Origin of the sequence: Jiella marina, from assembly GCF_024359545.1 — a bacterium.
Classification (GTDB): Bacteria; Pseudomonadota; Alphaproteobacteria; order Rhizobiales; family Rhizobiaceae; genus Jiella.
This window is the reverse complement of sequence record NZ_JAKQZG010000015.1, coordinates 132,772-147,397: the sequence shown is the minus strand read 5'-3', so window position 1 is coordinate 147,397 and position 14,626 is coordinate 132,772. Positions and strand designations below refer to the sequence as shown.

Here is a 14,626-nt window from a genome sequence, read left to right as displayed (position 1 = left end):
GGCCGCCAGTGTAAATCGCCTGATCTGCTCCATGCAGGGGAGATCGATGCTTCGTCGCTGTCAGATGCCGTCGGGCATGGGCTCACCTCGTCAGTGATTGATCCTTCGCGGCTCAGCCGCTACCCAAGGGTCGGTCGGCATCCTTTCCGAAGTGATCATCCATGACAGAGCGCTATCCCCGCGACCTTCTCGGCTATGGCCGCACCTCGCCCGATCCGAAATGGCCGAATCCCGGCGGCAGCGGTCACGCCAGGATCTGCGTCCAGTTCGTGGTGAACTACGAGGAAGGCGGCGAGAGCTCGATCCTCGACGGCGACCCGGCATCCGAAGCGCTTCTTTCCGAAATCGTTGGCGCCCAGCCCTGGCCGGGCCAGCGCAACCTCAACATGGAATCGCTCTACGAATACGGCGCTCGCTCCGGCTTCTGGCGGCTTTGGCGGCTTTTCACGGAACGGAACATGCCGGTCACCGTCTTTGGCGTGACCCGGGCGATGGAACGCAATCCGGAAGCCGTCGAGGCGATGCGGGAGGCGGACTGGGAGATCGCCAGCCACGGGCTACGCTGGCTCGAATACAAGGATTTTCCGGAAGAGATGGAGCGCCAGCACATCGACGAGGCGGTCCGCCTCCACACCGCGGTCACCGGCTCGCGTCCGCTCGGCATCTACCAGGGCAAGCCCTCCGTCAACACGCTGAAGCTGGTGATGGAGGAAGGGGGATTTGCCTATTCCTCCGACAGCTATGCCGATGAGCTCCCCTACTGGATCGAGGGCCCGAAGGGGCCTCACCTGATCATCCCCTATACGCTTGACGCCAACGACATGCGGTTCGCCACGCCCCAGGGCTTCAATTCGGGCGACCAGTTCTTCACCTATCTGAAGGACGCCTTCGACGTGCTCTACGCAGAAGGCGAGGCCGGCCAGCCGAAGATGCTGAATGTCGGTCTCCACTGCCGCCTTGTCGGCCGGCCCGGCCGCGCCGCGGCGCTGGCCCGGTTCCTCGATTACGTGCAGTCGAAGCCCGATGTCTGGGTAGCACGGCGCATCGACATCGCCCGGCATTGGCGGGAGACATTTCCCTATCGCGAAGGCCTGCGGCCGAGCCGGATGGATGAGGACGCCTTTGTCGAGACCTTCGGCGGCGTCTTCGAACATTCCCCCTTCATCGCCGAACGCGCCTTTGCCCACGGGCTCCACGACGCGCATGACTGCCCGGCCGGCGTCTCCGGCGCACTCAACCGCACCTTCCGGGAGGCGAGCGAAGACGAGCGCCTGGGGATTCTGAAAGCCCACCCCGACCTTGCCGGCAAGCTGGCCCTCGCCGGCGAGTTGACCGCGCAGTCGAAGGCCGAGCAGGCCGGCGCGGGACTCGACAGTCTGACGCCAGAGGAGTTGAAGCGCTTCAGCGACCTGAACAGCCGCTATGTCGAGCGCTTCGGCTTCCCCTTCATCATTGCGGTCAAGGGCCTCGACAAGACGGCGATCCTCTCGGCCTTCGAAACCAGGGTCGAGAACGATCGCGACCGGGAATTTGCCACCGCCGCGGCCGAGGTCGAAAAGATCGCCCGGCTGCGCATCAACTCGATCTTTGAAAGCCACGCGTCATGAGTTCGGAACGTTTCCTCACCGCATCCCCTCTCCCCGAAGCCGAGGAACTCTCCCGCTACACGGTCGACCTCGCCCAGCCGCGCCTCGGCACCATGGTCACATTCGCGACCGACGACTTCTTTGCCGACAAGTCGCGCATGATCGATCCGGCGCCGCCGGTCTTCTATCCGGACCGCTTCGACGATCACGGCAAATGGATGGATGGATGGGAGTCGCGGCGCAAGCGCGTCGAGGGTCATGACCACGCCGTCATCAAGCTCGGTCAACGCGGCGTCATCGCTGCGGTCGACATCGACACCTCCTTCTTCACCGGCAATTTTCCGCCGGAAGCGATGGTCGAGGCGGCGGACACGATCGGGGAGCCGGCCGAGACCGACTGGCAGCCGCTGGTCCCGCGGGCGGTGCTCAAGGGCGACAGCCACAATCTCTTCCGTGTCGAGGGTGCCGGCCCGGCTCGCTGGCTGCGCCTTCACATCTATCCCGATGGCGGCGTCGCGCGTCTACGAGTCTATGGCACGATCGCCAAGGACTGGAGCCTTGTTGGTGCCGACGAAACCGTGGATCTGGGCGCGATGGAGAATGGCGGCTCGGCCGTCGCGTGGAACGACGCCCATTACGGTCATCCGCTCAACATGCTCGCGCCTGGACGCGCTCCGGTCATGGCCGATGGCTGGGAAACGGCACGGCGGCGCCAGCCCGGCAACGACTGGTGCGTCCTGAAGCTCGGCACGGCCGGCATGATCGAGCGGATCGCCATCGACACCAACCACTTCAAGGGCAACTATCCGGATCGTTTCACCCTGCGCGCCGGCCGGCTCGGCGACGAGACCACCACAGAAGCGGTCGAGGCGGCGAGCCGCGGTTGGCCGCTGATCGTCCCGGAAACCAGGCTCGAAGCCGACAATGTCGCAGAATTTGCGACCGAACCGCTGGGGGAACCGGTCACGCATGTTCGCCTCGACATATTCCCCGATGGCGGTGTCTCGCGGCTGCGGCTTTACGGAAGAAAAGCATGACGTCGGGTCGCCGACTTTCCGCCATCCAGCTGAGCAAGGAGGCCTTTGCCCCCTTCGGCGACGTGATCGAAACCACAGGCGCGGAAGAACGCCTGATCAATGGCGGCACGACCACGCGCTACCATGATCTCGCCAAGGTCGATGTTGCGGCCGAGAACGGTCAGCCCCTGATCTCGATTTTCCGGGGCCAGCCCTTCGTGCCGCCGGTGGAAATCGGTATGTTCGAGCGGCACCCGCTGGGCAGTCAGGCCTTCTATCCGCTGAACGATCGGCCTTGGCTGGTGGTCGTTGCCCATGACGACGCCGGGCGCCCCGGTGACCCCGTCGCCTTTCTGGCCACCGGCCGCCAGGGTGTGAACTATGCTCCAGGCGTATGGCACCACCCGCTGCTCGCTCTGGGGGAGGTCTCGGACTTCCTGATCGTCGATCGGGGCGGTGGTGGCGAGAACCTGGAAGAAGCCCCTCTGGCCGCAGCGTTCCGCATCGACGTTTGAGAGGTGGGGAGTCGGCCATCGAGGTCGAGACTTGCGCCGCAAGTCACCGCAAAACTGGTGACTTTTTGCCGCAGATGCGCCGCTTTTTGCGCAGCCGCCTAAGATAATTCTCTGTCATTTCAGTGTCGTAATCGTGCCGCTGCGACGGTACGCCGCGAAACCATGCCTCTGCGAATACGTTGTAACTTATCGAAAATATGGCGCCACTGCCATCGTTACGACTGTAGTGGATGGCGGCGCGACAAGAAAAAATGCAAGTTAATGGAGACATCCCATGGCGACCGAAGCGCTTAAATTTGCGAAATTCGACCATCCGAAACACGGCACTTACGAATCCCCCGAACACGTCCTTAATGATGATCGGCTTTCCGAGACGGAGAAGCAGATGATCCTGGACGAGTGGCGCTCTTCACTGAAGCACATCTTGGCCAATGAGCCTGACGCTCCGGAAGTGCGTTCCACCCATCGCTCCTTGGACGAAGCTGCAGAGCGGCTCGCGGCGGGCCGGATCTAAAAGCAATCGCTTACCATCCGGAGTGGACAGCACAAAGCGCCCACTATGCAGGCAGTATGAGCCATCTATAATCACTGGTTCGACTCAGGGTTTTAAATTGCCTGAGACGACAATTGGGGCCACTGATAACAAAAAAGACTCGGAGGTATTGATGGCGGCGCAAAGAGCGGACTACGGCAGTTTCGATCATCCGAAGCACGGACGTACGAATCTCCCGACCACATGCTACGGGACGATCGCTTGTCCGAAACTGAAAAGCAGATGATCATCGAGGCATGGCGCCTGTCACTCCGCCGGGTTCCGGCCGATGACGCGGACGCGCCGTTTGTCCATTCGGTCAGCCGCTCGCTCGATGGCGCGGCCGCCCGTCTCGCCTCAGGGGCTGTCTAGGCCCTCCCGAAGTTTCATCCTGCGGCAGCAGCAAAAACAGAATTTTCGAAGCGGGCGCGGCCATCGCGCCCGCTTTTTCGTTGCGGGTGGACGTCCTAGAATCGTTCATCATCGGCGACGAGCGGGCGGTCGCTTTGTCGCGTCCTATCATGATCGGAGAAAGACGATGCCAAAGAGCGTCAATCCCGCAACCGGCGAGGTCATCGAAGACTATGCCGAACACGAGGAGGCCAGCGTCGAACGGGCGCTTGCCAATGCGGAGCTTGCCTATCACGACTGGCGGCTGACGAGCTATTCCAAGCGCGCTGACCTTCTGAACCGCGTGGCGGACGTGCTGGAGAGCCGCAAGGAGGAGCTCGCAAGGATCGCGACCCTGGAAATGGGCAAGCGGTACAAGGAAGCTGTGGCTGAGGTGGAGAAGTCCGCCCTGGGCTGCCGCTACTATGCCGATGAGGGTGAGCGGCTGATTGCCGACGACACCCGCCCCGGGCCTGCTTCGAGGAACTACGTCGCCTACCGCCCGATCGGCCCCGTGCTCGCGGTGATGCCGTGGAACTTCCCCTACTGGCAGTGCTTTCGCTTCATCGCACCGGCGCTGATGGCTGGCAATGTCGGGCTCCTGAAGCATGCGTCGAATGTCAGCCAGTGTGCGCTCGAGATCGAGAAGGTCCTGCTCGAGGCCGACGCGCCCCAAGGCGTCTTCCAGACGCTCCTGATCTCGTCGAAGCGGGTGGAGCCGATTCTGCGCGACCGGCGCATTCGCGCCGCCACCCTGACCGGCAGCGAAGCGGCCGGGTCGGCCGTCGCATCCACGGCCGGCTCCGAGATCAAGACGACCGTCCTGGAGCTGGGTGGTTCCGATCCTTTCATCGTGATGCCGTCGGCCGATCTCGAAAAGGCCGTATCTGTCGGCGTAACCGCGCGTATGCAGAACAACGGCCAGAGCTGTATCGCCGCCAAGCGCTTCATCGTCCATGCGGACGTGTACGACGACTATGTCGCCCGCTTCCAGGACAAGATCGAGTCGATGCGGATCGGCGACCCCATGGATGCCGACACCGACCTCGGCCCCGTGGCGCTCGAATCGAGCGTTTCGGACCTGACCGATCAGATCGACCGCTCCGTCAGCGCCGGAGCCACGTTGCGAACGGGCGGCGCCCATGAGGGTCCGGGCTTCTTCTTCAAGCCCTCGATGCTGGAAAATGTCGGCAAGGAGGCCGCTGCCTATCATGAGGAATTCTTCGGTCCCTGCGCGATCTTCTTCAAGATCAGTTCCATCGACGAGGCGATCACGCTCGCCAACGATTCGGACTTCGGGCTCGGCGGTTCGGTGTGGACCAGTGAGAACGCCGAAATCGAGCGTTTCGTGCGCGATCTCGACCAGGGCGGAACCCACGTGAACCGCATGACGGCTTCCGATCCCCGCCTGCCCTTCGGCGGCGTCAAGCGCTCCGGCTATGGTCGTGAACTCTCCAAAGAGGGCATTCATGCCTTCATGAACGCCAAAACGGTGACGATAGACTGAGTACGAGCGAAACCGCCGGCGGTCCTGCCGCCGGCGGTTTCGCAGTCGACCCCCGGTGCGTCCCAAGACCGCCATCGGGTTTCTGCGGGGCGAACCGCTCCGTCGTTCTGATCAAGCGCCCTGGCGTGCCAATCCCGTCAGAGACCGGGCCAGCAGCAAAAATACGGGTGCTCCCCTTCCGAAATCCTTGTCGGCTCCCAACTGCCTGATCCAACCGCGGCAGGTTGCCGAGAGCATGGTTTGTGACCGGTCAATTTCTTGGCAGGCTTGCCCGCTGCCTTTTGTCGAGGCATACAACACACCATCGGGTCGGCGCCTTTGATCGACGCCCTCCGGGAACGCCGTTGCGCTGGCGTGCCCGTACGCCGGACCAGGGCCTGGACCAGAATTGACGGAAGGGGCGAATGAGCACGAGCGAAGCGAGCCCGGAAATTGGAAGCCCAGAACTTGAAGGGCTGAGGGCCAAAGCGGTTGAAGCCCGTGCCCGCGGGGTCCGTGAGCTTTTCGCCGAAGACCCAGGCCGTTTCGAACATTTCTCGGCCGAAACCGGCCGGTTGCTGCTGGACTATTCCAAGACCGCCATCGACGCTCAGACACGTTCCCTGCTCCTGGATCTGGCACGGGCCCGACGGATCGCGGCCAAGCGCGACGCCATGTTCGGCGGCGAGCGCATCAACACGACCGAAAACCGCTCGGTACTTCATGTCGCTCTGCGGGCCGAACCGGCCGATGCCATGCGCGCTGACGGCACGGCAGTGAGCGCGGAGGTTCTCGGCGTTCTCACGGCGATGACGAATTTCGCCGACAAGCTGCGCAATGGCGAGATCACCGGGTCTGGGGGCGACCTGATCACCGACGTCGTCAATATCGGTATTGGCGGCTCGGACTTGGGCCCCGCCATGGCGACACTCGCCCTCAGGCCCTATCACGACGGTCCGAGGACGCATTTCGTCTCGAATGTCGACGGCGCCCACATGGCCGACACTCTGTCGGGCCTCGATCCAAAGACGACCCTGTTCATCGTCGCCTCGAAGACGTTCACCACGATCGAGACCATGACCAACGCGGCGACCGCACGACGCTGGGTCGTGGCGGCCCTCGGGGAAGCCGCCGTCGGCGACCATTTCGCCGCCGTTTCCACCGCGCTCGACAAGGTCGACGCTTTCGGGATCGACAAGGAACGCGTCTTCGGGTTCTGGGAATGGGTTGGCGGCCGTTACTCCATCTGGTCGGCCATCGGCCTGCCTTTGATGATCGCGATTGGACCAAAACGGTTTCGCGCCTTTCTCGCCGGCGCGCGTGCCATGGACCAGCACTTCAAATCGGCGCCGCTCGAGGAGAACCTGCCGGTCCTGCTCGGTCTGGTCGGTTACTGGCACCGGGCGCTGATGGGCTATCCGACGCGAGCGATCATTCCCTACGATCAGCGTCTTGCGCGCTTCCCGGCCTATCTGCAGCAGCTCGACATGGAATCGAACGGCAAGGGCGTCGCCCTCGACGGGAAGCCCGTCGCTGTCAGCGGCCCGGTGGTCTGGGGCGAACCCGGCACCAACGGCCAGCACGCCTTCTTCCAGCTTCTGCATCAAGGCACGGACATCGTCCCCGTCGAGTTTCTGGTTGGCGCCAACGCCCATGAAAGCGCGGACATGGCGGAGCACCAGGAACTCCTGCTCGCCAATTGCCTCGCCCAGAGCGAAGCCCTGATGCGCGGGCGCACGCTCGCCGAGGCGCGCGATCAGCTTCTCGCTGCCGGCCGCTCCGAGGCCGAAGCCGAAGAGATCGCGCCCCACCGCGTCTTCACCGGCGATCGCCCGTCCTTGACGATCCTCTATCCGACTCTCGATCCCGAAACCTTGGGAAGTCTGATCGCGCTCTACGAGCACCGCGTATTCGTCGAAGCCCAACTCTTCGGGATCAATGCCTTCGACCAGTGGGGCGTCGAACTGGGCAAGGAACTCGCCAACGATCTGGTGCCGATCGTCACCGGGGATTCGCCGGCCGAAGGCCGCGATCCTTCGACCCGGGGGCTCGTCGCCGCCATTCACGCCATGAGGAAGTCTTGATGTCAGCTACCCCCCAGAGCGAGTCGAACGGCGCAAGGATCCCGGCGCCACGTCAGAACGATCCGGACACGCTGGCGCGGCAGATCGTCGAAAAACTCACCTATTCGATCTGCAAGCATCCCGAACAGGCCCGAAAATACGACTGGCTGCGTGCCGTCACGCTGGTCGTGCGCGATCGCATCATCGACCACTGGTTCGCTTCGACCGACCGGACACGTGAGAGCGGCGACAAGCGCGTCTATTACCTGTCGATGGAGTTCCTGATCGGTCGCCTCCTGCGCGACGCGATCAACAATCTGCAGCTGACCGAGCCCATCCGGGAGGCGCTGAAGCGCTACGATGTCGACCTCGACATGGTCGAGCTTCTGGAGCCGGATGCCGCTCTCGGCAATGGCGGCCTCGGACGCCTGGCCGCCTGCTTCATGGAATCCATGGCCTCCACGGGTGTCCCCGGCGTCGGCTACGGCATCCGCTACGTTCATGGCTTCTTCCGCCAGGAGATCGCCGAGGGTGCCCAGGTGGAACTGCCGGAGACCTGGCTCGTCCACGGTAACCCGTGGGAGTTCGAGCGGCGGGACTCGACCTATGAGATCGGCTTCGGCGGCAAGGTCATGACCCAGCACGAGGCCGGACGGCCCGCCCGCCAGGTCTGGCGCCCGGCTGAGCGCGTTCTGGCCGTCGCCTACGACACGCCGATCGTCGGCTGGCGCGGCAGCCAGGTCAACACGCTGCGCCTCTGGAGCGCCCAAGCGGTCGATCCGATCCTGCTCGACGCCTTCAATTCCGGCGACCACATCGGCGCGCTCGTTGAATCCAACAAGGCGGAGGCGATCACACGCGTTCTCTACCCGGCCGATTCCCACCAGGCGGGCCAGGAATTGCGGCTGCGCCAGGAGTTCTTCTTTTCTTCCGCCTCGCTGCAGGACATCCTGCGGCGACACCTGCGCGAGAACGACAGTCTCGCCAATCTGGCGGACAAGGTCGCCATCCAGCTCAACGACACCCATCCGGCCGTCTCCGTCGCCGAACTCATGCGCCTTCTCGTTGACGTCCACGGCTTCGAATGGCAGCAGGCCTGGACGATCACCCGCAACACCTTCGGCTACACCAACCACACGCTTCTGCCCGAAGCGCTCGAACACTGGCCGGTGCATCTCTTCGAGCGGCTTCTGCCGCGCCAGATGCAGATCATCTACCAGATCAACGCCGACATCATCCGCGAGGCCTCGCAGGAGCGCGATTTCGACGGTTCTCAGGTCGCAGCTATCTCACTGATCGATGAGGGCCATGGCCGAAGGGTGCGCATGGGCCAGCTCGCCTTCGTCGGCAGCCATGCGGTCAACGGCGTGTCGGCGCTCCATACCGAATTGATGAAGGAAACGGTCTTCAGCGACCTGCACAGCCTCTATCCGGACCGTATCCAGAACAAGACCAATGGCGTCACCCCCCGGCGCTGGCTGATGGAATGCAACCCAGGTCTGACGAACCTTCTCACCGATGCGATCGGCCCAGGTTTTCTCGACGACATCGAGAAGATCGCCGACGTCGACAAGCTGGCCGACGACGCTGCCTTCCGGGAGAAGTTCGCCGCGGTCAAGCGAGCGAACAAAGTCCGGCTGGCCGACGTGATTTCCGACCGGCTGGCGGTCCAGGTCGACCCGGACGCGATCTTCGACATCCAGGTGAAGCGCATTCACGAATACAAGCGCCAGTTCCTGAACATCATCGAGGCGGTCGCGCTCTACGATCAGATCCGGTCGCATCCGGAGAAGAACTGGACGCCACGTGTGAAGATCTTTGCCGGCAAGGCGGCCCCGAGCTACGCCCAGGCCAAGGAGATCATCCATCTGGCGAACGACGTCGCCCGGCTGATAAATTCCGATCCTGCCGTTCGCGATCTCCTGAAGGTCGTGTTCATCCCGAATTACAATGTCAGCCTTGCCGAAATCATCATGCCGGCGGCCGACCTCTCCGAACAGATCTCGACGGCCGGGCTGGAAGCCTCCGGCACGGGCAACATGAAGTTCGCCCTCAACGGCGCGCTGACCATCGGAACCCTCGACGGCGCGAATGTCGAGATGCTCGAACATGTCGGCGAGGACAACATCTTCATCTTCGGTCTGACGGCGGACCAGGTCGCGCAGCGGCGGCGGGAAGCCCATAGCGGGCGCTCGATCATCGACAACCTGCCGCTGCTTCGCGAAGCGCTCGACGCGATCTCCAGCGGTCTCTTCGCCCCGGAGAGCCCGGCCCGCTATCACTCGCTGGTCTCCAATCTCTACAACAATGACTGGTGGATGATCTGTGCCGATTTCGCGGCCTATTGGCAGACCCAGCGCGAGTTGGACAGCCTGTGGACCCGGCAGGACGAGTGGCAGACCAAGGCCGTGCGCAACACGGCGCGCATGGGTTGGTTTTCCTCCGACCGCTCGATCCGCGAATACGCCAAGGACATCTGGCAGGCAGGCCCCGGCCAGCTCGGCTGAACGCCTCTTCCGAAGGAATCGTGGCGTCGGCGAAGCCGTCGTCCTTGACACCGGCTCCCCTATCTAGCCTCTTTCGAGGGCGGGCTTGATCGGCGACGCGAGAGCGAGGGCGCGCGTCGCCGAAGGAGTGGCCGGAACAAACCGGCCCAGATCGCCGAAGTGGGAGGAAGACAATGCCGGACAATCGATCGATCGCACCGCTTGCGCGCGACTCCATGGCTTACGTCCTGGCCGGCGGCCGCGGCAGCCGCCTCCTGGAGTTGACCGACACCCGCGCCAAGCCCGCAGTCTATTTCGGCGGAAAGACCCGCATCATCGACTTTGCCCTCTCGAACGCCATCAATTCGGGTATTCGGCGTATCAGCGTGGCCACCCAGTACAAGGCGCACAGCCTGATCCGCCACCTGCAGAACGGCTGGAACTTCCTGCGTCCCGGCCGCAACGAGAGCTTCGACATTCTGCCCGCCAGCCAGCGCGTCTCGGAAGACCAGTGGTATGCGGGAACGGCCGATGCGGTCTACCAGAACATCGACATCATCGAGGACTACGCGCCCCGCCACATCGTCATCCTCGCCGGCGATCACATCTACAAGATGGACTACGAGATCATGCTCCAGCAGCATGTGGATTCCGGCGCGGACGTAACGGTCGGCTGCCTGGAAGTCCCGCGCATGGAGGCAACCGGCTTCGGCGTGATGCATGTGGATGAGAAATTCCAGATCACCGACTTCATCGAGAAGCCGAAGGACCCGCCCTCCATTCCCGGCCGTCCGGACGTGGCGCTCGCCTCGATGGGGATCTACGTCTTCGAAACCACCTTCCTGATGGACCAGCTGCGTCGCGACGCGTCGGATCCCAATTCGCAGCGCGATTTCGGCAAGGACATCATTCCGCACATCGTCCGGCACGGAAAGGCGGTCGCCCACCGGTTCAACCGCTCCGTCGTGCGTTCGGCGGCGGAACCCGACAGCGAGGCCTACTGGCGTGACGTCGGAACCGTCGATGCCTACTGGCAGGCCAATATCGACCTGACGGACGTGGTCCCGCCGCTCGACATATACGACCGTGACTGGCCGATCTGGACCTATGCCGAAACCGTTCCGCCGGCGAAATTTGTCCATGACGAAGACGGGCGACGCGGTATGGCGATCTCGTCGCTGGTGTCCGGTGATTGCATCATCTCCGGTGGCTCGCTGCACAGTTCGCTGCTGTTTACCGGCGTGAGAACACACTCCTTTTCAAAGCTCGATCATGCGGTCGTTCTTCCCCAGGCGCACATCGGGCGGAACGCTTCGGTCAAGAACGCCATCATCGACCGCGGCGTGCATATCCCCGACGGGCTCGTGATCGGCGAAGATCCCGAGCTCGACGCCACGCGGTTCCGTCGGACGGCGGCGGGCATCTGTCTCGTCACCAAACCGATGATCGAGCGGCTCACATACTGATCCCCAGATGAGAATCCTCTCGATCGCTTCGGAAGTCTTTCCGCTGATCAAGACGGGGGGCCTGGCCGATGTCGCCGGAGCCCTGCCCTTCGCGCTCGCCGCCCATGGATGCGACGTGACCACGCTGGTGCCCGGCTATCCGGTCGTCATGAAGGCGCTCCAACGCGTCTCGGATTCGATCGAGACCATCGATCTCGACACGATCCTTGACATACCAATCCGTATTCTTGCGACGACGCTCAACGGTCTCCGCCTGTTCGTCCTTGATGCACCGGAACTCTTCGATCGCCTCGGAGGGCCGTACAGCGATGCCGGCGGCCATGATTTCGGCGACAACTGGCTGCGTTTCGCCGTCCTTTCCAAGACCGGCGCCGCGATCGCCCAGGGCGCGATCGAATCCTATCGGCCCGACATCGTCCATGTTCACGACTGGCAGGCCGCCCTCGCCCCGGTCTATCTCGCGGCATCGAACCGTCCGCGACCGCGCACCGTCCTGACGATTCACAACCTCGCCTTTCAGGGCAACTATCCCTCGACGATCTTTCCTCGCCTCGGTCTGCCGGATTCGACCTGGTCGATCGAAGGCGTGGAATACTACGGCAATGTCGGCTTCCTGAAAGGCGGTCTCCATGCCTGCGACGTCGTCACCACGGTGAGCCCGACCTATGCCGACGAGATCGTCACCGAGGGCGGCGGTATGGGGCTCGATGGGCTGCTGCGCGGTCGGGGCGAACGCCTGATCGGCATCGTCAACGGCATCGACACCGATGTCTGGAATCCGGAGACCGACACGGCGATCGCGGCCAACTATACGCGCCGCTCGCTCAAGGCCCGCCTCCACAACAAGCGCGCCATCGAAGGCGAATTCGGCCTCAGACGAGAGAACGGCCCGATCTTCGCCGTCGTCAGCCGGCTGACCTGGCAGAAGGGCCTCGATCTCGTCGCCGGCATCTGTGACGACCTCGTCGAGCGCGGCGTACGCCTCGTCGTCGTCGGCACCGGCGAGGCGATGATCGAGGGCGCGTTCTTCGCCGCCCATTCTCGCCACCCGGATCGCATCGGCGTTCGGATCGGCTATGACGAGACCCTGTCGCACCGTGTCCAGGCCGGTGCGGACGCGATCCTCATTCCGTCGCGTTTCGAACCGTGTGGCCTCACTCAGCTCTACGGCCTGCGCTATGGTTGCATTCCGATCGTCGCGAAGGTCGGTGGGCTTGCCGATACGGTGGTCGACGCAAATTATGCCGCCGTCACTTCCGAAGCGGCAACGGGGCTCATCTTTGCCGAACCCAGCGAAACGGACCTGCTTCGCGCGGTGGACAGGACGCTGCGCCTCTACCAGGACGCAAATGTCTGGCGGAAACTGCAATCCTCTGCCATGAAAGCAGACGTTTCCTGGTCGAAGAGCGCGGGACTTTATGCGGGCCTCTACCGCGATCTGATGAAAGAGTAGACGATGATCGAAACGATCGCGACCACGCCGTACGACGATCAAAAGCCCGGCACCTCCGGCCTTCGCAAGAAAGTTCCCCATTTCCAGCAGCCGAACTACGCGGCGAACTTCATCCAGTCCATCTTCGACGCGCTGCCGCTCGACGGCGGCGAGACGCTGGTCATCGGCGGCGACGGCCGCTTCTTCAATCGCGAGGTCATCCTGACCGCGATCCGCATGGCGGCGGGCAACGGCTATGGTCGGGTGATCGTCGGACAGGACGGCATCCTCTCGACGCCGGCCGCCTCGAACCTGATCCGCAAACGCCAAGCCTCCGGCGGCATCATCCTGTCGGCCAGCCACAATCCTGGCGGCCCGAAGGGCGATTTCGGCATCAAGTACAATGTCGCCAATGGCGGCCCGGCGCCCGAGCGCATCACGGCAACGATCTACGAGAAGAGCCAGTCGATCAGCCGCTACCGGGTCTGGACCGAAACGGCGCCGGACATTTCCAAACTCGGCGAGACAAGGCTCGGCGACATGGTGGTCGAAGTGGTCGATCCGGTTGCCGACTATGCCGAACTGATGGAAACGCTGTTCGATTTCGACAAGATTCGTGACCTGATCGCTTCCGGCTTCCGACTGCGCTTCGACGCCATGCACGCCGTCACCGGCCCCTACGCGACGGAGATTCTGGTCAACCGTCTCGGCGCGCCGGATGGCAGCGTCGTCAACAACGTGCCGAAAGAGGATTTCGGCGGCGGCCATCCGGACCCCAACGCCGTCCATGCCAAGGATCTGATCTCCCGGCTGATGGCCGAAGACGGGCCCGACTTCGGCGCTGCCTCCGACGGTGATGGCGATCGCAATCTGATCGTCGGCAAGGGCATCGTGGTCTCGCCGTCGGATTCGCTCGCCGTCCTCGCGGCGAATGCCCATCTCGCACCGGGCTATGCCAACGGGATCGCCGGTGTCGCGCGCTCCATGCCGACGAGCCAAGCCGCCGATCGCGTCGCCCAGAAGCGCGGCATCGGCATCTACGAGACGCCGACCGGCTGGAAGTTCTTCGGCAATCTGCTCGATGCCGGCAAAGTCACGATCTGCGGCGAGGAATCGGCCGGGACCGGCTCGGACCACGTACGCGAGAAGGACGGCGTCTGGGCCGTGCTCCTGTGGCTCAACATCCTGGCCGAACGTCGCGAGAGCGTGCACGAGATCCTGAAGGCGCACTGGGCGGAATTCGGCCGCAACTTCTATCAACGGCACGATTTCGAGGAGATTGATTCCAAGGCCGCCAACGGTCTGATGGAATCGCTGCGCGACCGTCTGGCTTCCATGGCCGGCCAGCGCTTCGGCACGCTCGTCGTCTCGGAAGCCGACGATTTTTCCTACAAGGACCCGATCGACGGTTCGGTCGCGACCAGCCAGGGCGTGCGCATCGTCTTTTCCGGCGGCTCGCGCATCGTCTACCGCCTGTCCGGCACCGGCACCGCCGGCGCGACCCTGCGCGTCTATATCGAGCGCTTCGAGCCGGACCCGGCGAAGCATTCTCTGGCACCGGAAGAGGCTCTGCAGGAACTGATCCAGACCGCCGACGTGATCGGCGAGATCAAGAAGCGGACGGGGCGGACCGAGCCGGATGTGGTGACCTGAG

At 63.5% G+C, this 14,626-nt stretch carries 11 protein-coding genes; all 11 read left to right on the top strand.

Annotation, left to right across the window (positions count from 1 at the left end):
* Positions 1-161: 161 nt before the first annotated feature.
* The 11 genes from puuE to MF134_RS21435 all read left to right on the top strand — a co-directional run bounded on the left by puuE (position 162) and on the right by MF134_RS21435 (position 14,625).
* Positions 162-1,607 (top strand): allantoinase PuuE, encoded by a 1,446-nt coding sequence (puuE, locus tag MF134_RS21485; protein WP_255341459.1) that lies wholly within the window; start codon positions 162-164, stop codon positions 1,605-1,607.
* Positions 1,604-2,623, top strand: coding sequence for an allantoicase (gene alc / locus MF134_RS21480; protein WP_255341458.1), 1,020 nt, complete (start codon positions 1,604-1,606; stop codon positions 2,621-2,623). The genes puuE and alc overlap by 4 nt, the downstream gene beginning before the upstream one ends.
* On the top strand, positions 2,620-3,117 hold the full coding sequence (locus MF134_RS21475) for an ureidoglycolate lyase (RefSeq protein ID WP_255341457.1): 498 nt from the start codon (positions 2,620-2,622) through the stop codon (positions 3,115-3,117). Before alc ends, MF134_RS21475 begins: the two co-directional genes overlap by 4 nt.
* A 274-nt stretch (positions 3,118-3,391) precedes the next feature.
* On the top strand, positions 3,392-3,631 hold the full coding sequence (locus MF134_RS21470; protein WP_255341456.1) for a hypothetical protein: 240 nt from the start codon (positions 3,392-3,394) through the stop codon (positions 3,629-3,631).
* Positions 3,632-3,871: 240 nt separating this feature from the next.
* Positions 3,872-4,021, top strand: a complete 150-nt coding sequence (locus MF134_RS21465; RefSeq protein ID WP_255341455.1) for a hypothetical protein — start codon at positions 3,872-3,874, stop codon at positions 4,019-4,021.
* Positions 4,022-4,187: 166 nt separating this feature from the next.
* Positions 4,188-5,546 (top strand): NAD-dependent succinate-semialdehyde dehydrogenase, encoded by a 1,359-nt coding sequence (locus tag MF134_RS21460; protein WP_255341454.1) that lies wholly within the window; start codon positions 4,188-4,190, stop codon positions 5,544-5,546.
* A gap of 404 nt (positions 5,547-5,950) precedes the next feature.
* Positions 5,951-7,609 carry a glucose-6-phosphate isomerase gene (pgi, locus tag MF134_RS21455; RefSeq protein WP_255341453.1) on the top strand — a complete coding sequence of 553 codons (1,659 nt, stop codon included), beginning with the start codon at positions 5,951-5,953 and terminating at the stop codon, positions 7,607-7,609.
* Complete coding sequence (locus MF134_RS21450) at positions 7,609-10,095, top strand: glycogen/starch/alpha-glucan phosphorylase (protein ID WP_255341452.1); 2,487 nt, start codon at positions 7,609-7,611, stop codon at positions 10,093-10,095. Before pgi ends, MF134_RS21450 begins: the two co-directional genes overlap by 1 nt.
* 173 nt (positions 10,096-10,268) lie before the next feature.
* Positions 10,269-11,540 carry a glucose-1-phosphate adenylyltransferase gene (gene glgC / locus MF134_RS21445; protein WP_255341451.1) on the top strand — a complete coding sequence of 424 codons (1,272 nt, stop codon included), beginning with the start codon at positions 10,269-10,271 and terminating at the stop codon, positions 11,538-11,540.
* A gap of 7 nt (positions 11,541-11,547) precedes the next feature.
* Entirely contained in the window at positions 11,548-12,993 is a 1,446-nt protein-coding gene (gene glgA / locus MF134_RS21440; protein ID WP_255341450.1) for a glycogen synthase GlgA, read from the top strand.
* 3 nt (positions 12,994-12,996) lie between these two features.
* Positions 12,997-14,625, top strand: a complete 1,629-nt coding sequence (locus MF134_RS21435) for an alpha-D-glucose phosphate-specific phosphoglucomutase (protein ID WP_255341449.1) — start codon at positions 12,997-12,999, stop codon at positions 14,623-14,625.
* Position 14,626 lies beyond the last annotated feature (1 nt).